The sequence below is a fragment of the Streptomyces sp. NPDC055287 genome, from assembly GCF_053646035.1.
The window spans coordinates 192,620-215,810 of record NZ_JBSHNE010000011.1 but is presented as its reverse complement, the minus strand read 5'-3'; the positions used below and the strand labels follow the sequence as shown (position 1 = coordinate 215,810).

19 protein-coding genes and 1 riboswitch are annotated in these 23,191 nt (G+C 72.5%); of the genes, 12 read left to right on the top strand and 7 right to left on the bottom strand.

Annotated elements, in window-relative coordinates:
- Positions 1-22 precede the first annotated feature (22 nt).
- Positions 23-793, top strand: coding sequence for a hypothetical protein (locus ACWIHY_RS19815; RefSeq protein WP_454376934.1), 771 nt, complete (start codon positions 23-25; stop codon positions 791-793).
- Positions 794-853: 60 nt separating this feature from the next.
- Here ACWIHY_RS19815 and ACWIHY_RS19810 read toward each other — a convergent pair whose 3' ends face one another.
- The 4 genes from ACWIHY_RS19810 to ACWIHY_RS19795 form a co-directional block, all read right to left on the bottom strand.
- Positions 854-1,645, bottom strand: a complete 792-nt coding sequence (locus ACWIHY_RS19810; RefSeq protein ID WP_454376933.1) for an enoyl-CoA hydratase/isomerase family protein — start codon at positions 1,643-1,645, stop codon at positions 854-856.
- Between the two features lie 128 nt (positions 1,646-1,773).
- Positions 1,774-1,995, bottom strand: coding sequence for a helix-turn-helix domain-containing protein (locus ACWIHY_RS19805; protein WP_009337982.1), 222 nt, complete (start codon positions 1,993-1,995; stop codon positions 1,774-1,776).
- Between the two features lie 354 nt (positions 1,996-2,349).
- Positions 2,350-3,948, bottom strand: coding sequence for an ABC-F family ATP-binding cassette domain-containing protein (locus tag ACWIHY_RS19800; protein ID WP_454376932.1), 1,599 nt, complete (start codon positions 3,946-3,948; stop codon positions 2,350-2,352).
- Positions 3,949-4,043: 95 nt separating this feature from the next.
- Positions 4,044-4,856, bottom strand: a complete 813-nt coding sequence (locus tag ACWIHY_RS19795; protein ID WP_454376931.1) for a hypothetical protein — start codon at positions 4,854-4,856, stop codon at positions 4,044-4,046.
- 294 nt (positions 4,857-5,150) lie between these two features.
- Here ACWIHY_RS19795 and ACWIHY_RS19790 point away from each other — a divergent pair, with 294 nt between their 5' ends.
- Positions 5,151-5,552 (top strand): VOC family protein, encoded by a 402-nt coding sequence (locus ACWIHY_RS19790; protein WP_454376930.1) that lies wholly within the window; start codon positions 5,151-5,153, stop codon positions 5,550-5,552.
- Positions 5,553-5,655: 103 nt separating this feature from the next.
- On the opposite strand, the gene ACWIHY_RS19785 is transcribed toward ACWIHY_RS19790, so the two are convergent.
- From ACWIHY_RS19785 to ACWIHY_RS19775, 3 genes are all read right to left on the bottom strand, one after another.
- The gene (locus ACWIHY_RS19785; RefSeq protein ID WP_454376929.1) at positions 5,656-6,984 is read right to left on the bottom strand and encodes a hypothetical protein; all 1,329 of its coding nucleotides are present in this window, start codon (positions 6,982-6,984) and stop codon (positions 5,656-5,658) included.
- Between the two features lie 229 nt (positions 6,985-7,213).
- Positions 7,214-8,341, bottom strand: coding sequence for an alpha/beta hydrolase (locus tag ACWIHY_RS19780; protein WP_454376928.1), 1,128 nt, complete (start codon positions 8,339-8,341; stop codon positions 7,214-7,216).
- Between the two features lie 88 nt (positions 8,342-8,429).
- Positions 8,430-9,152 (bottom strand): class II aldolase/adducin family protein, encoded by a 723-nt coding sequence (locus ACWIHY_RS19775; protein ID WP_454377000.1) that lies wholly within the window; start codon positions 9,150-9,152, stop codon positions 8,430-8,432.
- Between the two features lie 203 nt (positions 9,153-9,355).
- Here ACWIHY_RS19775 and ACWIHY_RS19770 point away from each other — a divergent pair, with 203 nt between their 5' ends.
- The 10 genes from ACWIHY_RS19770 (at position 9,356) to cobI (ending at position 23,191) form a co-directional block, all read left to right on the top strand.
- A complete protein-coding gene (locus tag ACWIHY_RS19770) occupies positions 9,356-10,096 on the top strand; it encodes a lysozyme (RefSeq protein WP_454376927.1) in 741 nt (246 codons plus the stop codon).
- A gap of 157 nt (positions 10,097-10,253) precedes the next feature.
- Complete coding sequence (locus ACWIHY_RS19765) at positions 10,254-11,522, top strand: anion permease (protein ID WP_454376926.1); 1,269 nt, start codon at positions 10,254-10,256, stop codon at positions 11,520-11,522.
- An 11-nt stretch (positions 11,523-11,533) separates the two neighbouring features.
- Positions 11,534-11,758: a hypothetical protein gene (locus ACWIHY_RS19760; protein WP_454376925.1), complete on the top strand. Its 225-nt coding sequence runs from the start codon at positions 11,534-11,536 to the stop codon at positions 11,756-11,758.
- A gap of 176 nt (positions 11,759-11,934) precedes the next feature.
- Positions 11,935-12,014: riboswitch (cobalamin riboswitch) on the top strand.
- Positions 12,015-12,167: 153 nt separating this feature from the next.
- Positions 12,168-13,157, top strand: coding sequence for a cobalamin biosynthesis protein (locus tag ACWIHY_RS19755; RefSeq protein ID WP_454376924.1), 990 nt, complete (start codon positions 12,168-12,170; stop codon positions 13,155-13,157).
- Positions 13,158-13,165: 8 nt separating this feature from the next.
- On the top strand, positions 13,166-14,737 hold the full coding sequence (locus ACWIHY_RS19750; protein WP_454376999.1) for a cobyric acid synthase: 1,572 nt from the start codon (positions 13,166-13,168) through the stop codon (positions 14,735-14,737).
- Positions 14,734-18,411, top strand: a complete 3,678-nt coding sequence (cobN, locus tag ACWIHY_RS19745; RefSeq protein WP_454376923.1) for a cobaltochelatase subunit CobN — start codon at positions 14,734-14,736, stop codon at positions 18,409-18,411. Before ACWIHY_RS19750 ends, cobN begins: the two co-directional genes overlap by 4 nt.
- A 79-nt stretch (positions 18,412-18,490) precedes the next feature.
- Positions 18,491-20,509 carry a putative cobaltochelatase gene (locus tag ACWIHY_RS19740; RefSeq protein ID WP_454376922.1) on the top strand — a complete coding sequence of 673 codons (2,019 nt, stop codon included), beginning with the start codon at positions 18,491-18,493 and terminating at the stop codon, positions 20,507-20,509.
- Positions 20,509-21,108, top strand: a complete 600-nt coding sequence (gene cobO / locus ACWIHY_RS19735) for a cob(I)yrinic acid a,c-diamide adenosyltransferase (protein WP_454376921.1) — start codon at positions 20,509-20,511, stop codon at positions 21,106-21,108. Before ACWIHY_RS19740 ends, cobO begins: the two co-directional genes overlap by 1 nt.
- On the top strand, positions 21,102-22,442 hold the full coding sequence (locus tag ACWIHY_RS19730; RefSeq protein ID WP_454376920.1) for a cobyrinate a,c-diamide synthase: 1,341 nt from the start codon (positions 21,102-21,104) through the stop codon (positions 22,440-22,442). Before cobO ends, ACWIHY_RS19730 begins: the two co-directional genes overlap by 7 nt.
- Entirely contained in the window at positions 22,439-23,191 is a 753-nt protein-coding gene (gene cobI, locus ACWIHY_RS19725) for a precorrin-2 C(20)-methyltransferase (RefSeq protein WP_454376919.1), read from the top strand. Before ACWIHY_RS19730 ends, cobI begins: the two co-directional genes overlap by 4 nt.

The window sequence follows — 23,191 nt, the reverse complement described above, 5'->3', positions numbered from 1 at the left end:
GGGGATGCGGCAGGCTGGAGCAATGGCACCTGACGGATTGACCCGGGCGGTACGGCAACGACTCGGCCTGGGCAGACTGCTGCCCCTGGGCGAGGCGTCGGACGGCGCGTGGCTTGCGGAGAAGGCGGCCGATTCGGTTCTGCGGCGCGCGGCGGCGGACGTTCCCGGCGTGAGTCTGGGTTCGCTGCGCATCGGGCTGGCCGACCCGGACAACGCCGCTGAGCCCGCCGTTCCGCCGCCACCGGGCGCGCTCCCGCCCGGGCCGCTGCGGATCGAGGCGGACCTCACGGCCACCGCGGGCGGCGAGCCTCTGCCGCACCGGGCGGAGCGGCTGCGCATCGTGCTGGAGGAGGCGGCTTCGGCCCGGCTGGGGCTCGCGGTCATGACCGTGGACCTGCGGGTGACGGACCTGGTGGAAGCGGGCGGGGAACCCCTCACGACCACTCCCCCGGACGAGGGAGACGCCGATGGATACGAGGAGCGGTACGACGACGAGGAGCGGTACGACGACGAGGGCGGCGCCGCGCGGCCGGAGGAAGGCCGGACGGAGCCGGACGAGGCGCGCGGCGGCGCGGCCCGCGCCGCGGCGGCCGCCGCGGCCGTCCCCGGCGTGGCAGGCCTGACCCGGACGCTCGGCAACCCGGTACGGGTCGGCGACGGCCACGTCCTGGTGGAGCTGGCGACGGCGGCGGGCCACCGCGCGCTGGCCGTCGCCATCGCTGTGCGCAGGGCGGTCGCGGCGTCCCAGGACGGCCGGGTCAGGGTGGCCGTCCTGGTGACCCGCGTGGAGTGAGCCCGTCAGTGGGCCGGCCGACGCACGCGCGGGCGCATCGGTGAAAGCGCCAAGAGCGCCTCAGTCGCCGAGGCCCGCGAGGTCACGGAGCCTGCGGGCCTGGGCGGCGCGCTCGGCGACGCGCTGGTCCTCGTACGTACGCGAGGACGCACCCTGGAGCAGCGCCTTGGTCTCGATCACCGCGTCGCGCGGAGCGGCCAGCAGTGCACCCGCCAAGTCGCGTACCGCGCCGTCGAGTTCGTCGCCGGGCACGACCAGGTTGGCGAGGCCGATGCGCTCGGCCTCCGCCGCGTGCACAAAGCGCCCGGTGGCGCAGATCTCCAGCGCACGCGCGTAGCCGACGAGGCCGGTCAGCGGGTGCGTACCGGTGAGGTCGGGGACGAGACCGAGGCTGGTCTCGCGCATGGCGAACTGCACGTCCTCGGCGACGACCCGCAGGTCGCACGCCAGGGCGAGCTGGAAACCGGCGCCGATGGCGTGCCCCTGTACGGCGGCGATGGTGACGAGGTCGCTGCGTCGCCACCAGGTGAACGCGTCCTGGTACTCGGCGATGACCGCGTCGAGGTCTTCGTCGGAGCCGCGTGCGAGATCAAGGAAGGAGGGCTCACCGTCGAAGCCCTCGGGGCTGAACGCCTGCCGGTCCAGTCCGGCGGAGAAGGACTTGCCCTCGCCGCGCAGCACCACGACCCGCACGTTGCCCGGCAGCGACCGTCCGGCTTCTGTCAACGCCCGCCACAGAGCGGGAGACTGGGCGTTGCGCTTGGCCGCATTGGTCAGGGTCACCGTGGCAACGGCGTCCTCGACGGTGAGTCGTACGCCGTCCTTGTCGAGCACAGAGTCGAGCGAAGCCATGTGGCGCCTCCGGTCCGGGTGGCAGTTGTGCGGTCAGTAAGTGACTGCACAGTAACCACCCGGGCGATCCTTCGATCGACCGGGTGGCCACCGCCCACAAACCGATGGGCCGGGCCCGCCCGAGGCGGTCAGGCCGAAGTGGCCTTCTTGCCTCGTGTCGCCCCGCCGCGTCCCCGCAGCGTGACGCCGGACTCGCTGAGCATCCGGTGTACGAATCCGTAGGAGCGGCCGGTCTCTTCGGCCAACGCCCGGATGCTCGCACCGGAGTCGTACTTCTTCTTCAGGTCTGCCGCGAGCTTGTCGCGCGCGGCGCCGGTTACCCGGCTGCCCTTCTTCAGAGTCTCGGCCACCCGTGCCTCCTCAAGGAAGTGCGCTCTGGACTCTCATGATCACCCCTTCCCGGCTTCCTGGCCACCCATTCGGCAAGGTCCGTACAACAACGTTTGCCGGTGAGGAACCGCCCGCCGTAATCGGAGCGCACAATTCCGCAGGCGTTTCGTCGTACGTTCGAACGAGACTCCGAGGAAACGGCCAGGTCAGGGCGGTAAAGGATCAGTGGAACGCAAAGGGCCCGCCCCACAAGGGGCGGGCCGCAATCCGGTGCATGACACGCCGGGGTACGAGAGCCACTCACTCAGATGAAGGATCACCCGTGAGCCGAATGATCCAGTGCAAGTGGATCAGGCCCGGCGACCGGGCCGGGATCAGGCCAGGGCCACGAGGTCCTTGTAGTCCGGACCCCACAGGTCCTCCACGCCGTCGGGCAGCAGAATGATCCGCTCCGGCTCCAGCGCGTCCACCGCGCCTTCGTCGTGCGTGACGAGGATGACGGCGCCCTTGTACGTGCGCAGGGCGCCGAGGATCTCCTCGCGGCTGGCCGGGTCGAGGTTGTTCGTCGGCTCGTCAAGGAGCAGGACGTTGGCGGACGAGACGACGAGGGTCGCCAGCGCGAGACGGGTCTTCTCGCCACCGGAGAGGACGCCGGCCGGCTTGTCGACGTCGTCACCGGTGAAGAGGAACGAGCCGAGCGTCTTGCGGACCGCGACGAGGTCGAGGTCGGGAGCCGCCGAGCGCATGTTCTCCAGGACCGAACGCTCGGGGTCGAGAGTCTCGTGCTCCTGGGCGTAGTAGCCCAGCTTGAGGCCGTGGCCCGGGATGACCTCGCCGGTGTCGGGCTTCTCCGTGCCGCCGAGGAGACGCAGCAGGGTGGTCTTGCCGGCGCCGTTGAGCCCGAGGATGACGACGCGCGAGCCCTTGTCGATGGCGAGGTTGACGTCGGTGAAGATCTCGAGCGAGCCGTACGACTTGGAGAGGCCCTCCGCCATCAGCGGGGTCTTGCCGCAGGGCGCGGGGTCCGGGAAGCGCAGCTTGGCGACCTTGTCGGAGACCCGTACCGCTTCGAGGCCGGAGAGCAGGCGCTCGGCGCGCTTGGCCATGTTCTGCGCGGCGACGGTCTTGGTGGCTTTCGCGCGCATCTTGTCGGCCTGCGAGTTGAGGGCCGACGCCTTCTTCTCGGCGTTCTGACGCTCGCGCTTGCGGCGCTTCTCGTCGGCCTCGCGCTGCTGCTGGTACAGCTTCCAGCCCATGTTGTAGACGTCGATCTGCGAGCGGTTGGCGTCCAGGTAGAAGACCTTGTTGACGACCGTCTCGACGAGGTCGACATCGTGGGAGATCACGATGAAGCCGCCGCGGTAGTTCTTGAGGTAGTCCCGGAGCCAGACGATCGAGTCGGCGTCGAGGTGGTTGGTCGGCTCGTCGAGGAGCAGGGTGTCGGCGTCCGAGAAGAGGATGCGGGCCAGTTCGACCCGGCGGCGCTGACCACCGGAGAGGGTGTGGAGCGGCTGGCCGAGCACGCGGTCGGGCAGGCCCAGCGCGGCGGCGATGGTGGCGGCCTCGGCCTCGGCTGCGTAACCGCCCTTGGTGAGGAACTCCGTCTCCAGGCGCTCGTACTTCTTCATCGCCTTTTCGCGGGTCGCGCCTTGTCCGTTCGACATGCGCTCCTCGTTCTCGCGCATCTTGCGCAGGACCGAGTCGAGGTCGCGGGCGGACAGGATGCGGTCGCGGGCGAGGACGTCGAGGTCGCCGGTGCGGGGGTCCTGCGGGAGGTAGCCGACCTCGCCCGAGCGGGTGATGGCGCCACCGGCGGGGGTGCCTTCACCGGCGAGGCACTTGGTGAGGGTCGTCTTGCCCGCTCCGTTGCGGCCGACGAGGCCGATGCGGTCGCCCTTGGCGATACGGAAGGAGGCGGACTCGATAAGAAGGCGGGCGCCGGCGCGCAGCTCGATGCCGGAGGCGGTGATCAAGGAAAAACTCCAGGGCGGTATGGACGGCGGAAGGGACGGACGGAGATTTCTTTCGACGCCGTCTAATGCACAAGGAGAGTTGCCATAGACCCAGTCTAACGGTCGCCCGCAACTACTTTTCTGGCGCGGGTTCCGTCTTCCGGCAGGGCGTTGCCGAGCGGTGTGCGGTCGGGCACGATCCGGCCGAGATCGTCGACGGCGACCAGCTCGGCCGTCCAGGAAGCGTCGCCGCCGCAGGGCTGCGCGACCAGCAGTGCTCGGCCGGCGCGGGCCGTGCGGTGCGCGTCGAAGGCGCAGCCGGGCTCGGCCGGCAGCACCCAGCGCAGGTCGCCGTCCCGGGTGCGGTACGCCGCGATGCGCTGCGGGGTGACGACGGCCAGCATGCCGGCGCCGGGGCCGAGGGGCTGCAGGGCGCCGACGGCGCCACCGGGGCCGCGGGTCGCCAGCCAGTGCGAGAGGCCGGGGACGGCGCGGTGCCAGCGGACCGTACGGCCGTCCGGGCGCGAGGTGTCGGTGACCAGACCGTCGCTCCACAGTGCGAAGGCGTGGCCCGGCGCGGGGCGCAGCGCGACGGGGCGGCGCCCCGCGCGGCTGTGCGTCCAGTGCCGCAGGCCGCTCGCCGCGTCGTACGCCTCGAACGCCTCGCCCCTGATCCGCAGGGCCGGGTCGGGGCGGGCGGCCGGGGTGTGGGCGGTGAGCCGGTCGCCGTACGGCGCGGGCCTGGCCTGGTGGGCTGCGGCGGCCAGGGGCAGGGCGAGGGTCGCGGCGGCGAGGGCGAGCGCGACACGCAGGGCGCGGCGGTGAGGGGTGCGGGAGGCGGGCGGGGGCGGCGCGGGGCTCGGAGTGCGGGGGCCTGCGGGCCCGCGGATGCCACCGGCCGGCGCGGCCGTTGACGTGCTGGCAGTCACGATTCCCCCTTGCGGCGCCGCCCATGGCTCAGGGACAGAACGTAGCCGCGGGCTCCGGGGGCGGGTGCCGGGCCCGGTCCGACACGGCGGGCGGGGGCGGCAGCGTCCCCCGTTCGGACCCGGACGGGGCGCGCGGGGACCGGGCCGGTGCAGGCGTACGTCGCGGCGGCAGGTACGGGCGACGTCGGGCGGTGCGACACCGTCGGCCGGTGACAGTGGCGTTGTCAGTGGCCGGTGCAAGACTGAGAGCCACGTCACATTCGACGCACTCGACGAGAGGACGAGGTGATCGGCATGGCCGGTGCACCGAGCATTTACCCGACCGTTCTGTACAAGGACGCCAAGGCCGCCATCAGGCTGCTCAAGGACGCTTTCGGCTTCCGGGAGGTGGCTGTCTACGAGAGCGAGAGCGGTTACGTCGAGCACGCCGAGCTCGCGCACGGCAACGGCGCGGTGATGGTGGGGTCGCACGGCCGGGAGGGCATCTTCGCCAAGGTGATGGCGGATGCGGGCCCGGTGGGTGTGTACGTGGTGGTCGACGACGTGGACGCGCACCACGCACGGGCGGTGGAGCACGGCGCGGAGATCCTGATGCCGCCGACGGACCAGGACTACGGCTCCCGGGACTACATGGCCCGGGACGCCGAGGGCAACGTCTGGAGTTTCGGCACGTACGCCCCGGCGATCGGAGGCTGACGCCGGGAACGCGTGCGGGGAGGGGTGCCGGGCGCCGCACTCCCCGGGGCCGCGAGCCGTCCGGACGGACGTCGCCACCCCGCAGCGGCGCGCGGCCGACGGGCTACACGCCGCCCGTGTGGACCTGGAACGCCGCTCTGCGGACCGCCTTCGCCAGGGCCGGGTCGGGGTGGGCCGCCGCCAGGGCCACCAGGACCTGGACGGTGCGGGGGTGGCCGATCGCCTGTACCTCCTCCAGCAGCGCCGGCACGGTCGACTGCACGGCGGCGTCCAGGTGGCGTACCAGCAGCTGCGTCTCGCCGTGGTCCGCGACGGCCGCGGCGGTGTCCACCCACAGCCATGTCGACTCCTCGCGGGTGAGGATCTCGTGGGCGTCCTCGGGATCGGCGCCCTCGTACTCCGCCAGCCACAGCAGGGCGTAGGGGCGCAGCGAGCTGTCGTCGGCGGCCGCCCGTACGCCGGACTCCGCCGGGGCGCCGACCACCCGCAGCGCGTCGAAGGCGAGCCCGCGCAGCAGCGCGTCCTCGCCGCGGGCGGCCTCGAGGAGCTCGGTGACGGCGCTGGAGACGGTGCGGGCGGCGAGCCAGGCGCGGTACTCGGCGCGGGCCGGCCCCGGCGTCAGGCGGGCGCAGCCGCGCAGCATGTCCTCGGCGGACTGCTCGATGTTCCCCGCCGGGCTCTGCGCCGCGACGCAGATCTGCTCGAGCTTGACCCACACCGCCCAGTTGCCGAGCGCGGTCAGCGTGGCGAGGCCGGGGCCGAGCGTCAGGGCGCCGACCGCGGCCTGGCCGGCCAGGGCCCAGTCGAGGAGGAGGGGCAGGGGGACGGCGGGGGCGGGAGCCCCCACCGCGGGCGCGGGGAGCGGCTGCGGACCGTACGGCACCTCGCAGCGCTCTTCGCGCAGTTCGGCGACGCGCTGTTCGAGCAGGTCGAGCAGGGCCGGTACCTGCACCGGACCGGCCGAGAGCTGGAGGAGGGAGAGCACCTGGGGGACGGCTTCCACGACCTCGGCGACGGAGGCCGCGGCGATGCCGTCCGGCGCGGGGTGGACGATCGACCACGCGTCGAAGAGCGCGACCCAGCCGCGCAGCACGGCCGCGTCGTCACGGTCCCACGCGCGCAGCCGCCAGCCGGGCCGGGTGCGGTCGCCGTGCAGTTCGATCAGGCCGGCGAGCCGGGCCCTGTCCCAGCCCGCGCGGACCTGGGAAGGAGTCAAGTCCAGTTCCGTCGAGGCCTGTTGGACGGCGGCGGCGGAGAGCGCGCCGTCCCGGCCGGGCTCGACGCGGGACGCCGCGCCGTGCGGCGACGGGGAGGCCCAGCGAGCGACCCGTACGGCGTCGGCGAGCACGGCCCTGGCCTGACGGGCCAGTTCCGCGGGGGGCGGAGTGCCCTCGGGGGGCCTCGGGGCGGGGCGGGTACGCCGGTTCGTCACGGCCTGGGGTCCGCCCTGAGAGGTCAGGGGGAGGGCAGCGGCGAGGGGTCGCGGGCGGACAAGTCGGAGCCTGGAGTCGCGCGGGGTACGGGACGTCACGGAGAGCAGTCTCGCCGCTGACGCCCCGAAAGCCCAAACGGAATCGAACTTGCCGCTCATGGACGGCGTCTGGCCGGAACCTTTCCCCGCCGGAAGGGACGGATATTCCGGGCGCCACCAGGGGGCCGGGCTACATCAAGGGGGTCAGAAAGCGGCGCAGAGCCTCTTCGTAGATGGCCGGGTCCGCGTTCCACATGGCGGCGTGCGGGGCGTGCGCGACGGTGTGCAGGACGGCCAGGCCGGGGAGCAGGCGGACCAGTTCGCGCGAGGGGCGCCAGGGGGCCACAGTGTCGTCCGGGCCGTGGAACACCAGCGTGGGAACGCGCAGCCCGCCGGGGCCGGCCGCTTCGCTCAGGCGGGCGCCACGCACCCCCGTGCGGCCCTGCACGGCTCTGACGGCGAGCGGGAGCAGCACGCCGGGGGTGCGGCGGGCGACGGCCAGGGCCCGCACGGTGGCCTCCCAGTCGAGGACCGGGGAATCGAGTACGAGTCCGCTCACGCGGTCGCGGAGCGGCGAGCGCACCGCGGCGTGCACGGCCATGGCCCCGCCGGTGGACCAGCCGTGCAGGATGACGCGCTCGGCGCCGCCGCGCACGGCGTAGCGGATGGCGGCGTCCACGTCGCGCCACTCCGAGTCGCCGAGGTGGCCGAGGCCGCCCGGCGGCCTGGGGGCGCCGGCGTCGCCCCGGTAGGCGAGGGCGAGGACCGGGAGGTGGTGGGAGCGCAGGAAGGGCATGAGGTTCATGGGGTGCGCCCGGGTGGCGCCGAGTCCGTGCACGCTGATCACCCAGGTGTCGCGAGCGCCCGGCAGGAACCACGCGGGCAGGGGGCCGAGTTCACCGGGCACGTCCACGTCGGCGTGGTCGATGCCGAGCGCGGTGCGCGGATCGCCGACGTACAGCTGCGGGGTGAGCCGGACCCTGGCGCCGGGGCCGAGGGTGCCGTGGCTGACGCGTTCCAGGCGGCGTACGACGGTGTCGGGGGTGTGCGGCGCGTTCTCCAGGACGGGTCCGACGACCGCGTGGACGCCGGGGCCCTCGATGCCGTACGTGCCGGGGCGCAGGGACGCCAGGCAGCGCGTCAGGGTGACCTGGCCCGCCGCGGTGGCGTGCACGGTGAGCCGGGGGTCGGACGGCAGCGGCCGGCCGGCCGACGCCTTGAGCGCGGCGTCGCCGGCGCAGCGGCCGGCCGCGACCGCTGCCGCCCCGACGGCGATGAGTGTGGTGACGGCCGCTGCCGTCGCTGTAGCCGGGCGCACCGCTCCAGTGTCCGCACCAGCGGGGCGCGGGGCCAGTGGGCGGGGGCCGGACGGTTTCGTGTCAGGGTGTCAGCTCCGGTGCGGAGTGTCAGCCGTGCTGGCCGTATCCGCGCAGCTTTTCCTGTACTTCGCGCAGCTGGGCGCCGGAGAGCAGAGACGGTTCCCGGCCCGGCACCGCGCTCGCGGTGAGCCAGAGCCTGCACATCCACTCCAGCTGCGCGGTGCGGTCGTAGGCCTGGTCGAGCGTGTCCCCGTACGTCACGGTGCCGTGGTTCTGCAGCAGGCAGCCCGAGCGGTCGCGCAGGGCGAGGAGCATGTTCTCGGCCAACTCCCGCGATCCGTACGTCGCGTACGGGGCGGTGCGGACGGGGCCGCCGAGGGCCGCGGCCATGTAATGCACGAGGGGCAGCTCGGGCACCAGAGTGGAGACGGCGGTGGCGTGCACGGCGTGGGTGTGGACCACGGCGGCGGCGCCCGTGCTCCGGTAGACCGCGAGGTGCATCGGGAGCTCGCTGGTGGGGGTGAGCTTGCCGAGGACCTGATTGCCGTCGAGGTCCACGGCGACGGCGTCCCGCGGGCTCAGCCGGTCGTACGGAACTCCGCTCGGGGTGACGAGGACGAGTTCGCCGACGCGTACGGAGACATTGCCCGAGGTGCCGACCACCAGCCCTTCGCGCACGGTCCTGCGGGCCGTGGCCACCAGGCTGCCCCAGGCCCGTTCGATCGTGTCGTGCCGCTGCCCGGCCCCGTCTGCCCCGTCAGCCGTGCCGGCCACGTCAGTCAGGTCAGTCAGGTCGGTCACGTCACCCATGCCGGCCTCATCATCCATGTCAGTCATGCGGTGATCCTGCCAGCGGGGCCCGGGGCACTGTAGTGCGGAGGCCGGGCGTCCGTAAGGCCGCATACATGAATATTTATGGCACTCGGACGGATTGGCCGGGGATCGACCGGCATAGGCGGATCTTCCCCTAGGATCTCCGGCATTTGTCATGCACGTCGCCATCGGGGGGAAATATGGCCCGTGACCGCAAACCGCTCCGCCGCGCCCGGACGCTCGCGGCTTCCGCCGCCGTCCTGGCCCTGGGGAGCACCGCGCTCGCCGAGATCCCGGTCTCGGCCGCCTCGAGGCCGAGGGGCCACGACGTCTCCTCGCACCAGAGGGAGGTCGACTGGCGGAAGGCGAAGAGCCGGGGTGCGAAGTTCGTCTACGTCAAGGCCACCGAGTCGCACACCTACCGCAATCCCTACTACAGCCAGCAGTACAACGGATCGCGCCGGGCGGGCATCGTGCGCGGCGCCTACCACTTCGCCGTCCCCCACAGGTCGTCCGGGAAGACGCAGGCCGCGCACTTCGCACGGAACGGCGGCGACTGGCAGCCGGACGGCTGGACGCTGCCGCCGGCCGTCGACCTGGAGCACAATCCGTACGGCAGGAACAAGTGCTACGGGCTCAGCAGGCCGGAGATGGTTTCCTGGATCCGGTCCTTCAGCGACGAGGTCAAGCGCCGCACGGGCCGCAGGCCGGTCATCTACACCACCACACTGTGGTGGAACGAGTGCACCGGCAGGAGCCGGGCCTTCGGCCCGGACCACCCGCTGTGGCTCGCCCGCTACAACGCCTCGCCGGGCCCCCTGCCCGCCGGCTGGTCGTACTGGACGATCTGGCAGTTCGACAACGGCAGCGGAAGCCTGCCGGGTGACCAGAATCTCTTCAACGGATCCACGGCCCGCCTCAAGGGGTTCGCGAGGGGGTGAGGGGGCCGCCGATTGCCCGGTCCGGCGCCGTTCCGAGCACAAGCGGAATGGCGCCGAACCGCTTCGGGTCACCACACCGCCCGGCCCAGTTCACCTTCCGTTCACCCAGGTTGCCTACGTTCCACGTGCCACTGACGTCGAACGATTGCCTGGGTAAATGGAACACATCACCTTGCTGCTCGCGATTGTGATCGTGACAGCTCTAGTGTTCGATTTCACGAACGGTTTCCACGACACCGCCAACGCGATGGCGACCACCATCTCGACCGGCGCTCTGAAGCCCAAGACGGCGGTGGCCATGTCCGCCGTGCTCAATCTTGTCGGCGCGTTCCTGTCCGTGGAGGTCGCCAAGACGATCTCCGGGGGGCTCGTCAACGAGAGCGGCATCACCGTAGAAGTGATCTTCGCGGCGCTGGTCGGCGCGATCCTCTGGAACCTGATGACATGGCTGATCGGCCTGCCGTCCAGTTCCTCCCACGCACTCTTCGGCGGCCTCATCGGCGCCACCCTGATGTCGGTCGGCGCCTCCGGCGTCAACGGCGACGTCGTCGTCACCAAGGTGCTGCTGCCCGCGATCGCCGCGCCCCTCGTGGCCGGCCTCGCCGCGCTGCTGGCCACCAGGCTGACGTACAAGATCGCGGGCAAGGCCGACGAGAAGGCCACCGCCAAGGGCTACCGGGCCGGTCAGATCGCCTCCGCCGGTCTCGTCTCGCTCGCCCACGGCACCAACGACGCGCAGAAGACCATGGGGGTCATCACCCTCGCCCTGGTCACCGGCAATGTCATCGCCCCGGGCTCCAACCCCCCGATGTGGGTCATCGTGTCCGCGGGCGTCGCCATCGCGCTCGGTACGTACCTGGGCGGCTGGCGCATCATCCGCACCATGGGCAAGGGCCTCACCGACCTGCGCCCGCCGCAGGGCTTCGCGGCTCAGACCAGCGCCGCGACGGTCATCCTGGCCTCCTCGCACCTGGGCTTCTCGCTCTCCACGACCCAGTCCTGCTCCGGCGCCGTCATGGGCGCGGGTCTCGGCCGCAAGGGCGGCGTGGTCCGCTGGTCCACCGCCACCCGGATGTTCGTCGCCTGGGGCCTGACGCTGCCGGCCGCGGGTCTGGTCGCCGCCGCCGCCGAGTTCCTCACCAGTCAGGGCACCTGGGGCATCGTCGCGGTCGCCGTGCTGCTGGTGGGCGGATCGGCCGTCATCTGGGCGCTGTCGCGCCGCAAGCCGGTCGACCACAACAACGTCACCGACGACGAGATCAGTGAGCCCGCCGGTGTGGTCACGACCGCCATGGCGGCCGTCAGCGTGCCGCCCACGGCCGCTGCCGTCGCCGCCGCGGGCCCCGTCGCCGCCGAGGACCTACTGACCACCATCCCGGCCCCGGCCGGCAGCTCCGCCGAGCCGGCCAGCCCGGCCGCGGTGTAAGGACAGACAGCATGAAGATCGACTGGGCAGCTCTCGGCTCCGTGTTCGGCGTGAGCCTCGTGGTCACCGTGGCCCTGGTGGGCCTGTTCACCCTCGGCATCGTGGGTCTCTCCAAGCGGGAGAGCGCCTCCGCGCAGGGCGGCGGGTCCGCCGTCCTGGCGCGCACCGGCGCGTACGCCTGCTTCGCGCTGTGCGCGGCGGCCGTGACGTACGGGATCTACCTGATCGTCGTCTGACGCTCCGGCCCGACTCCACGCAAAGCACCACAGAAACCGCCCCGTCACCGGCCCTCCACAGCCGTCGGCGGGGCGGTCTCTGTGTGCCTCAGCACACTCTCCCGTCGCAGGTCAACGGCAAGTTGACGGCGTTCGCGGAGCGTGGTGGACTGCCCGAGCCGAATACGGCGGCACGAGAGGAAGCCCGGTGCGAATCCGGCGCGGTCCCGCCACTGTTACCGGGGAAGACGAAGAGGTCCCCGGGAGCCAGGAACTCTCACCGCCGGTCACGTCGAACCAGGGCGCGGACCCTGAGTGAGGACATACCGCCATGCCCGGCTGCCGTTCAGTCACCCCTGTCAGTTCCGTCAGTCCTGACATCCCTGTGAGTACGACGTGTTCGCTTCGAGGCGCATCGGCCTGCTGAGCCATGCGTGCCGATCGCATCTTCGCGTACGGCGCCACCGCCGGCCTGATCGGCGACCTCGTTCTCGGTGATCCTCGCCGCGGGCACCCGGTCGCCGCGTTCGGGCGGGCCGCGGGCGCCGTCGAGTCCCTGCTGTGGCGTGACCACCGCGGGTGGGGCGCGGTGCACACCCTCGTGTGCGCCGGGGGCGCCGCCGCTGCCGCCGCGCTCGCTTCCCGTGCCGTGCGCCGCTCCCCCGCCGCCGCTGCGGCACTGACCGCCGTCGCCACCTGGGCCGTTGTGGGAGGTACGTCGCTGGGCCGTGAGGCCCGCGCCGTGGGCAGCGCCCTGGAGGCCGGGGACGTCGAGGTCGCCCGCGAACGCCTTCCCCATCTCTGCGGGCGCGACCCGCAGTCCCTGGACGAGCAGCAGATCGCCCGCGCCGTCGTCGAGTCCGTCGCCGAGAACACCTCGGACGCGGTGGTCGGGGCGCTGGTGTGGGGCGCTCTGGGCGGTGTGCCGGGGCTCGTGGCCTTCCGCGCCATCAACACCCTGGACGCCATGGTGGGGCACAAATCGGCCACTTACCTGCGCTACGGCTGGGCTTCGGCCCGCCTCGACGACGTGGCCGGCTGGCCCGGCTCCCGGCTGACGGCCGCCCTGGCAGCGGTCGCGGCTGTCTCCGGCGGCGACCCGCGCGGCGCGGTGCGGGCCTGGCGTGCGGACGCGGCCAAGCACCCGAGCCCCAACGCGGGCCCCGTGGAGGCCTCGTTCGCGGGCGCGCTCGGCGTACGGCTCGGCGGGACACTCTCGTACGCGGGCCGTGTCGAGCACCGGCCCGTGCTCAACGCCGCCGGCCGGCCCGTCGGCGTACCGGACATCGAGCGGGCTGCGCGGCTGTCGCGGCGCGTCGGTGTGCTGGCTCTGGCGACGGCTGTCGCGGGGCGGCTGACTTTCGGCGCGGTGCGACGAGCCGCGCGCACGAGGATACGTACGGGGAAGGGACGCGTGTGAGCGGTTCATTGGGGGGCGGTCTGCTCGTGGCGGGGACCACGTCCGACGCCGGCAAGAGCGTGGTGACGGCAGGGATCTGCCGATGGCTCGTGCGCAAGGGTGTGAAGGTCGCGCCGTTCAAGGCGCAGAACATGTCACTGAACTCGTTCGTGACGCGCGAGGGCGCGGAGATCGGGCGGGCGCAGGCCATGCAGGCGCAGGCCGCGCGCGTGGAGCCGACGGCGCTCATGAACCCCGTCCTGCTCAAGCCGGGCAGTGACCGCAGCAGCCAGGTGGTGCTGCTGGGCAAGCCGGTGGGCGAGATGAGCGCTCGCGGGTTCTTCGGGGCGTCCGGGCCCGCGGCGCAGCCGCAATCAGGCGCTGTGGCCGCCGGGAAGGCACTGCGCGGGGGACGGCAGGAAGCACTGCTCGGGACCGTGACGGACTGTCTGCGGGAATTGCGGGGCACGTATGACGCCGTGATCTGCGAGGGGGCGGGCAGTCCCGCCGAGATCAATCTGCGGCGTACCGACATCGTGAACATGGGCATCGCGCGAGCGGCCCGGTTCCCGGTGGTCGTCGTCGGCGACATCGACCGGGGCGGAGTCTTCGCTTCCTTCTTCGGTACGACCGCGCTGCTGAGCCGGGAGGACCAGGAGCTGGTGGCCGGCTACCTGGTCAACAAGTTCCGGGGCGACGTCTCGCTGCTCGAACCGGGGCTCGACATGCTGGAGGGGCTGACAGGACGGCGTACGTACGGCGTGCTGCCCTTCGCGCACGGCCTCGGCATCGACGAGGAGGACGGGCTGCGGGTCTCCCTGCGCGGCGCCGTACGGGAGTCCGTCGTCGCGCCGCCGGTCGGGGACGACGTACTGCGGGTCGCCGTGTGCGCCGTGCCGCTGATGTCCAACTTCACGGACGTGGACGCGCTCGCCGCCGAACCGGGCGTCGTGGTGCGATTCGTGGACCGGGCCGAGGAGCTCGTCGACGCGGACCTCGTCATCGTGCCGGGCACCCGCGGGACGGTGAAGGCCCTGGAGTGGCTCCGCGAGCGCGGACTGGCCCGGGCGCTGGCGCGGCGGGCCGCGGAAGGCCGTCCCGTGCTGGGGATCTGCGGCGGCTTCCAGTTGCTCGGCGAGCGCATCGAGGACGACATCGAGTCGAGGGCCGGGACCGTGGACGGGCTCGGGCTGCTGCCGGTGCGCGTGCGGTTCGCGGGCGAGAAGACGCTGGCGCGGCCCGTCGGCAGCGCGCTGGGCGAGCCCGTCGAGGGATACGAGATCCATCACGGCGTCGCCGAAGTGCTGGGCGGCGAGCCCTTCCTCGACGGGTGCCGGGTGGGGTCGGTGTGGGGCACCCACTGGCACGGCTCGCTGGAGAGCGACGCGTTCCGGCGCGCCTTCCTGCGCGAGGTGGCCGCCGCCGCGGGCCGCCGCTTCGTACCGGCTCCGGACACCTCGTTCGAGGCGCTGCGCGAGGAGCAGCTCGACCGCCTCGGGGACCTCATCGAAGAACACGCTGATACGGACGCGCTGCTGCGGCTCATCGAGTCGGGCGCGCCCTCAGGACTTCCCTTCATCGCACCTGGAGCGCCCGCATGAGCACTCAGCCCACCGAGAGCACCGAGCACACCGTGCTGCTGCTGTCCACCGCCGACACGGATCTGCTGGCGGCCCGCGCCTCCGGCGCCCCGTACCGCATCGGCAACCCCACCCGTATCGACGCGGCCGAGGAACTGCCCGCGCTGATCGAGGGCGCCTCCGTCGCCGTGGTCCGGCTGCTCGGCGGCAAGCGCGCCTGGGAGGACGGGCTCGCGGTCCTCAAGGCCTCCGGGATTCCGACCGTCCTGCTGGGCGGCGAGACCGTGCCGGACGCCGAGCTGATGGCCGAGTCGTCCGTACCGGCGGGTGTCGTCGCGGAGGCGCTGCGCTACCTCGTCGAGGGCGGCCCCGGCAACCTCGTCGAGCTGGCCAGGTTCCTCTCCGACACGGTGCTGCTGACGGGCGTCGGTTTCGCCGAGCCGCAGAAGATGCCCGAGTGGGGCGTCCACGGCACGCGTGCGTACGACGAGGACCGCCCGACGGTCGGCGTGCTCTTCTACCGCGCCCACGAGCTGTCCGGCAACACGTCCTTCGTCGACGTACTGTGCGAGCAGCTCGAGGCACAGGGCGCCAATGCCCTTCCCGTGTACTGCGGTTCGCTGCGCAGCGCCGATACGGAGCTGTACCAGGAGCTCGGCAAGGCCGACGCCCTGATCGCGACGGTCCTCGCGGCAGGCGGCACCCGGGCCAGCGACGCGTCGGCCGGTGGTGACGACGAGGCCTGGGACATCGGCGCGCTCGCCGACCTCGACGTGCCGGTGCTGCAAGGCCTGTGCCTCACGTCGTCCCGCGCCACCTGGGACGCCTCCGACGCCGCGCTGTCGCCGATGGACGCGGCGATGCAGGTCGCCATCCCGGAGTTCGACGGCCGTCTCATCACCGTCCCGTTCTCCTTCAAGGAGCAGGGGGAGGGTGACGTGCCGGTGTACGTCGCCGATCCCGAGCGCGCCGCGCGCGTCGCCGGTATCGCCGTACGGCACGCCCGGCTGGCCCACAAGCCGAACAAGGACAAGCGCCTCGCGCTCGTCTTCACCGCCTACCCGACGAAGCACTCGCGCGTCGGCAACGCGGTGGGCCTCGACACCCCCGCCTCCGCGATCCGGGTGCTCGACGCCCTGCGCGACGCCGGATACGCGGTCGAGGGCCACCCCGACAACGGCGACGAGCTGATCCACCGGCTCATCAACGCCGGTGGCCACGACGTGGAGTGGCTGACCGAGGAGCAGCTCGCCGCCGCCCCCGCGCGCGTGCCGCTCGCGGATTACCAGGCATGGTTCGACAACCTTGAGCCGGAACTGCGCGACGGGATGCTGGAGCACTGGGGCGAGGCGCCCGGCCGACTGTACGTCGACGGTGACGAGATCGTGCTGGCGTCACTCCAGTTCGGGAATGTCGTCGTGATGATCCAGCCGCCGCGCGGCTTCGGCGAGAACCCGATCGCGATCTACCACGACCCCGACATGCCGCCGTCGCACCACTACATGGCGGCGTACCGGTGGCTGGAGAACAGTTTCGGCGCGGACGCGATCGTGCACATGGGCAAGCACGGGACCATGGAGTGGCTGCCGGGCAAGGGCCTCGGCCTGTCGGCGGGCTGCGGGCCGGACGCCGTGCTGGGCGAGCTGCCGCTGATCTACCCGTTCATCGTCAACGACCCGGGTGAGGGCACGCAGGCCAAGCGGCGCGGGCACGCCACGGTCGTGGACCACCTGGTGCCGCCGATGGCGCGTGCGGACACGTACGGGGACCTGGCGAAGCTGGAGCAGCTGCTGGACGAGTACGCGCTGGTGAGCGACCTCGACCCGGCGAAGGCGCCCGCCGTGCGGGCGCAGATCTGGACGCTGGTGACGGCGGCGCAGCTCCACCACGACCTGCATCTGGACGAGCAGCCGGACGACGACGACTTCGACGAGTTCGTCATGCACATCGACGGCTACCTGTGCGAGATCAAGGACGTGCAGATCCGCGACGGCCTGCACATTCTGGGCGGCGGCCCGGAGGCCGAGGCCCGGGTGAACCTGGTGCTGGCCGTGCTGCGCGCCTCGCAGGTGTGGGGCGGCAAGGCCAACGCCCTGCCGGGGCTTCGCGCCTGCCTCGCCGAGCACTTCGGGCTGGTGGAGAAGGAGCTGCTGGGCGAGCCGGGCGCCGCGGTCAAGGTGGCGGACGGACTGACCGCGCTGGTCGAGGGTCCGGCGCGGACGGGGGCCGACGCGATCGATCTCCTGGAGCAGCTGTGCCGGCGGCTCGCCGAGGGCATGGAGGAGCGGCGCTGGGACGCGGCGGAGGCCGCCGGCCTGGTGACCGAGGTGCTGGGCGTCGAACTGCCCGACGCGGTGGCCGTGTTGCGGTTCGCCTGCGACGAGGTCGTGCCGAGGCTGGCCCGTACGACGGACGAGATCGGCAACATCCTGCACGCGCTGGACGGTGGCTACGTACCGGCGGGGCCGTCCGGTTCGCCGACGCGCGGGCTCGTGAACGTGCTGCCGACCGGGCGCAACTTCTACTCGGTCGACCCGAAGGCGATTCCGTCGCGGCTGTCGTGGGAGGTCGGCCAGGCGCTCGCCGACTCCCTGGTGGCGCGCTATCTGACGGACACCGGCGACTATCCGAAGTCCGTGGGCCTGACGGTCTGGGGTACGTCGGCGATGCGCACCCAGGGCGACGACATCGCGGAGATCCTCGCGCTGCTGGGCTGCCGCCCGGTGTGGGACGACGCGTCGCGGCGGGTGACCGGATTCGAGATCGTGCCGCTGGACGAGCTGGGGCGGCCGCGTATCGACGTGACCGTGCGGATCTCCGGATTCTTCCGGGACGCGTTCCCGCATGTCGTGGGGCTGATCGACGACGCGGTACGGGCCGTGGCCGACCTGAACGAGCCCGCCGACCGCAACTTCGTACGGGCGCACGCCGACGAGGACACCGCCGCGCACGGCGACCGGCGGCGCGCGACGGCCCGCATCTTCGGCTCGAAGCCGGGGGCCTACGGCGCCGGCCTGCTGCCGCTGATCGACGCGCGCAACTGGCGCTCGGACGCGGACCTCGCCGAGGTGTACGCGGTGTGGGGCGGATACGCCTACGGACGCGGCCTGGAGGGGAAGGCGGCCCGCGGGGACATGGAGACGGCGTTCCGGCGGATCGCGGTGGCCGCGAAGAACGTCGACACGCGCGAGCACGACCTCGTCGACGCCGACGACTACTTCCAGTACCACGGCGGCATGGTCGCCATGGTGCGGCACCTGACAGGTGAGTCGCCCGAGGCGTATGTGGGTGACAGCGCGACGCCCGACCAGGTGAAGACGCGGACCCTGGGCGAGGAGACGCACCGCGTCTTCCGGGCGCGGGTGGTCAATCCCCGGTGGATGGCGGCCATGCGCAGGCACGGCTACAAGGGCGCCTTCGAGATGGCCGCCACGGTGGACTACCTGTTCGGGTACGACGCCACGGCGGGTGTGGTCGACGACTGGATGTACGAGAAGTTGTCGAGCGAGTACGTCTTCGACCCGGAGAACCGGGACTTCATGAAGAAGTCCAACCCGTGGGCGCTGCGGGGCATCACGGAGCGACTGCTGGAGGCCGCCGAGCGCGGGCTGTGGGCCGAGCCGGACGCGGAGACGCTGGAGCGGCTGCGGGCCACGTACCTGGAGCTCGAGGGCGACCTGGAAGGTGACGCGTGAGGGCGCCCGCGCCGGCCGGGCCGCACGTGCCCGGCGGGCTGACTTGTACACCGGACTGGCTTGATGTGGAGGCTTCCTCGTGAGTACGCCGTATCCGTTCACCGCCATCGTCGGGATGGACGATCTGCGGCTCGGACTGCTGCTGAACGCCGTCTCGCCCGCCGTCGGCGGTGTGCTCGTCCGTGGCGAGAAGGGAACCGCCAAGAGCACCGCCGTGCGCGCGCTCTCGGCGCTGATGCCGGAGGTCGCGGTCGTCGCCGGGTGCCGGTTCTCCTGCGCCCCCGACTCCCCCGATCCGGCGTGTCCCGACGGGCCGCACGAGGTCGCGGGCGGAGTGTCGCGGCCCGCGCGGATGGTCGAGCTGCCGGTGGGGGCGTCCGAGGACCGGCTGGTCGGTGCGCTCGACATCGAGCGGGCGCTGGCCGAGGGCGTCAAGGCCTTCGAGCCCGGTCTGCTCGCCGACGCCCACCGCGGCATTCTGTACGTCGACGAGGTCAACCTGCTGCACGACCACTTGGTCGACCTGCTGCTGGACGCCGCCGCCATGGGCGCGTCGTACGTCGAGCGTGAAGGCGTGTCCGTGCGGCACGCCGCGCGGTTCCTGCTCGTCGGGACCATGAACCCCGAAGAGGGCGAGCTGCGTCCGCAGTTGCTGGACCGGTTCGGGCTGACCGTGGAGGTGGCCGCCTCCCGGGAGACCGATCAGCGGGTGGAGGTCGTACGGCGCAGGCTCGCGTACGACGACGATCCCGCCGCCTTCGCCGCGAAGTGGGCCGGTGAGGAAGCCGCGCTGCGCGCCCGGATCGTGGCCGCGCGGGCGCTGCTGCCCGAAGTACGGCTCGGGGACGGCGCCCTGCGCCAGATCGCCGCCACCTGTGCGGCCTTCGAGGTCGACGGGATGCGGGCCGACATCGTCATGGCCCGTACGGCGACCGCGCTGGCCGCGTGGGCCGGGCGTACCGACGTACACGCCGAGGACGTACGGCAGGCGGCGCTGCTCGCGCTGCCGCACCGGCGCCGGCGCAATCCGTTCGACGCGCCGGGACTCGACGAGGACAAGCTGGACGACACGCTGGAGCAGAACAGCGGTTCCGACGAGGATCCCGACCCCGATCCCGACGGACCCGGCGGGGGCGGGCAGCCGCCGCAGGGGGACGACGGCGACGGTTCTCCGACCGACGCCCCGGAACAGGACGGCGAGGCCGAGCCCGGACCGGAGGACGGGGAGGGGCAGCAGGCTCCCGCCGGGTCCGGTGGCGAGCAGGCCGCGGCCAGGGCCGGTGAGCCGTTCCGTACGAAGATGCTGAGCGTGCCGGGGCTGGGCGAGGGTGCGGCCGGGCGCCGGTCCCGCGCCCGTACCGAGCACGGTCGTACCATCGGGTCCCGGCGGCCGCAGGGGGCGCTCACCAAGCTGCACCTCGCGGCGACCGTGCAGGCCGCCGCGCCGCATCAGCGGGCGCGGGGGCGCAGTGGGCGCGGTCTGGTGGTCCGGCGGGACGATCTGCGGCAGGCGACGCGCGAGGGGCGCGAGGGGAACCTCGTGCTGTTCGTCGTGGACGCTTCGGGGTCGATGGCCGCCCGGCAGCGGATGAGCGCGGTGAAGGGTGCCGTGTTGTCGCTGCTGCTGGACGCGTATCAGCGGCGGGACAAGGTCGGGCTGGTGACGTTCCGGGGGAAGGACGCCGAACTCGTCCTTCCGCCCACATCGTCCGTGGACGCGGCCGCCGCCCGGCTGGAGACGCTGCCCACCGGGGGGCGTACACCGCTGTCCGCCGGGCTGTTGAAGGCGCACGACGTGCTGCGGGTGGAGCGGCTGCGGGATCCCTCACGGCGGCCGCTGCTCGTGGTCGTGACCGACGGGCGGGCGACCGGTGGGCCCGAGCCGGTCGCGCTGGCGGCACGCGCGGCCCGGCTGCACGAGGTGGAGGGTGTCGCCTCGGTGGTCGTGGACTGCGAGTCCGGTCCCGTGCGGCTCGGTCTCGCGGGTGAGCTGGCGCGTGAGCTGGGCGGCACGGCCGTCACGCTCGACGAACTGCGGGCCGACAGCATCGCCGGACTCGTCAAGGACGTACAGCAACTCAGCAGGAGGGCAGCCTGATGCCGCAGGGACAGCCGAGCGTCGTACCGGATGACGGTCTCACCACGCGCCAGCGGCGCAACCGGCCGCTCGTCGTCGTGCATACGGGGATCGGGAAGGGCAAGTCGACCGCCGCCTTCGGGCTCGCGCTGCGCGCCTGGAACCAGGGGTGGCCGATCGGAGTGTTCCAGTTCGTCAAGTCGGCGAAGTGGAAGGTCGGGGAGGAGAACGCGCTGAAGGTGCTGGGCGCGAGCGGTGAGGGCGGGTCGGTCGCCTGGCACAAGATGGGCGAGGGCTGGTCCTGGGTCCAGCGTGACGCGCAGCTCGACAACGAGGCCGCGGCGCGCGAGGGGTGGGAGCAGGTCAAGCGCGACCTGGCCGCCGAGACGTACAAGCTGTACGTGCTCGACGAGTTCGCGTACCCCATGCACTGGGGCTGGGTGGACACCGACGAGGTGGTCGAGGTGCTGCGGGACCGGCCCGGGACCCAGCACGTGGTGATCACCGGGCGCAACGCTCCGGAGAAGCTGGTCGCGGCGGCCGATCTGGTGACCGACATGTCCAAGGTCAAGCACCCGATGGACGCGGGCCAGAAGGGGCAGCGGGGCATCGAGTGGTAGCACGTCTGGTCGTTGCCGCACCGTCGTCGGGGAGTGGGAAGACCACTGTCGCGACGGGGCTGATGGCTGCCTTCGCGGAGCGCGGGATGCGCGTTTCGCCGCACAAGGTGGGTCCCGACTACATCGATCCCGGGTACCACGCGCTGGCCACCGGCCGGCCGGGGCGCAATCTCGACGCGTACCTGTGCGGTACGGAGCTGATCGCGCCGCTCTTCGCGCACGGCGCGGCGGGGTGCGACATCGCCGTCGTCGAGGGCGTGATGGGGATGTACGACGGGGCCTCGGGGCAGGGTGAGCTGGCGTCCACCGCGCAGATCGCGAAGCTGCTGCGGGCCCCGGTCGTGCTGGTGGTCGACGCGTCCTCGCAGTCGCGGTCGGTGGCGGCGCTGGTGCACGGTTTCGCGTCCTGGGATCCCGAGGTGCGGATCGGGGGCGTGATTCTGAACAAGGTGGGGTCCGCGCGGCACGAGGAGTTGCTGCGGGAGGCGCTGGACGCGTCGGGCGTGCCGGTGCTGGGGGCGCTGCGGCGCGAGCGGCAGGTGCGGACGCCCTCACGGCACCTGGGGCTCGTGCCGGTCGCCGAGCGGCGGGCCGAAGCGGTCGACGCGGTGGCGGCGCTGGCGGAGCAGGTGCGGGCGGGCTGTGATCTGGAGGCGGTACTCGCCCTGGCCCGCAGCGCGCCGGAGCTCGGCGTGGCCGCGTGGGACGCGGCGGGGGCGAGCGCGGTGAGCGGGCGGCCGGTGGTCGCCGTCGCCTCGGGGGCCGCGTTCACGTTCTCGTACGCCGAACACAGCGAGCTGCTCGCCGCCGCCGGCGCCGAGGTCGTGCCGTTCGATCCGCTCCGGGACGAGAGCCTGCCGGAAGGGACGCGGGGACTCGTCATCGGTGGCGGATTTCCCGAGGTGTACGCCCCGGAGCTGTCCGGTAACGAGCCGTTGCGCAAGGCCGTTGCCGAGCTCGCCCGGTCGGGGGCGCCCGTTGCCGCCGAGTGCGCCGGGCTGCTCTACCTCGCGCGGTCCCTCGACGGGCAGCCCATGTGCGGGGTGCTCGACGCCGAGGCGCGGATGTCGGAGCGGCTGACGCTGGGGTATCGCGAGGCGGTCGCCGTCTCGGACAGTTCGCTGGCCGCCGTCGGGACCCGGCTGCGGGGGCACGAGTTCCACCGGACGGTGATCGAGCCCGGCGCGGGAACGGATCCAGCCTGGGGGATGCACCTGCCGGAGCGGCGGGTCGAGGGGTTCGTACAACTGGGTGTGCATGCGAGCTATCTGCATACCCACTGGGCTGCCGAGCCAGGCATGGCCAAGAGATTTGTCGAGAGGTGTGCGGGATGAGCGGGTTGAACGGCTTGATCACAAAGCTGACCGGGGTCGGCGTCGGACCCGGCGATCCCGAGCTGGTGACCGTGAAGGGTGTCAACGCCCTGCGGGACGCGGCTGTTGTGGTCGTACCGGTGATGGACAGCGGCGAGCGGGGGCGGGCCGAGGCGACCGTCCTGCACTACGTCGACGAGGCGAAGGTCGTCCGGGTGGTGTTCGCGCTGAACGAGCGCGAGGACCGGGCGCGGCGCGAGGCGGCCTGGGACGCGGCCGGGGCGCGGGTCGCCGAACTGCTGCGTACGCACGGCTCGGTGGCATTCGCCACGATCGGCGACCCCAACGTCTACTCGACGTTCACCTATCTCGCGCAGACGATCGCGGACCTGGTGCCGGGGACCGAGGTGGTGACGGTGCCCGGTATCACCGCCATGCAGGACCTGGCCGCCCGCAGCGGGGCCGTACTGACGGAGGGGACCGAGCCGCTGACCCTCGTTCCCGTGACCGCCGGGGCCGCTGTGCTCAAGGAGGCCCTGGAGGGGCCGGGGACGGTCGTGGCGTACAAGTTCGGGCGGCTCGCGGGCGAGGTCGCGACGGCGCTGCGCGAGACCGGGCGTACCGGGGACGCGGTGTGGGGCTCGGCGCTCGGGCTGCCCGAGGAATCGATTCGGCCTGCCTCCGAGCTGGCGGAGGGCGGGTCCCTGCCGTACCTCTCGACGCTCATCGCTCCCGCGCGGCGCGACGGCGGTCGCGGGGGCAAGTTGTGA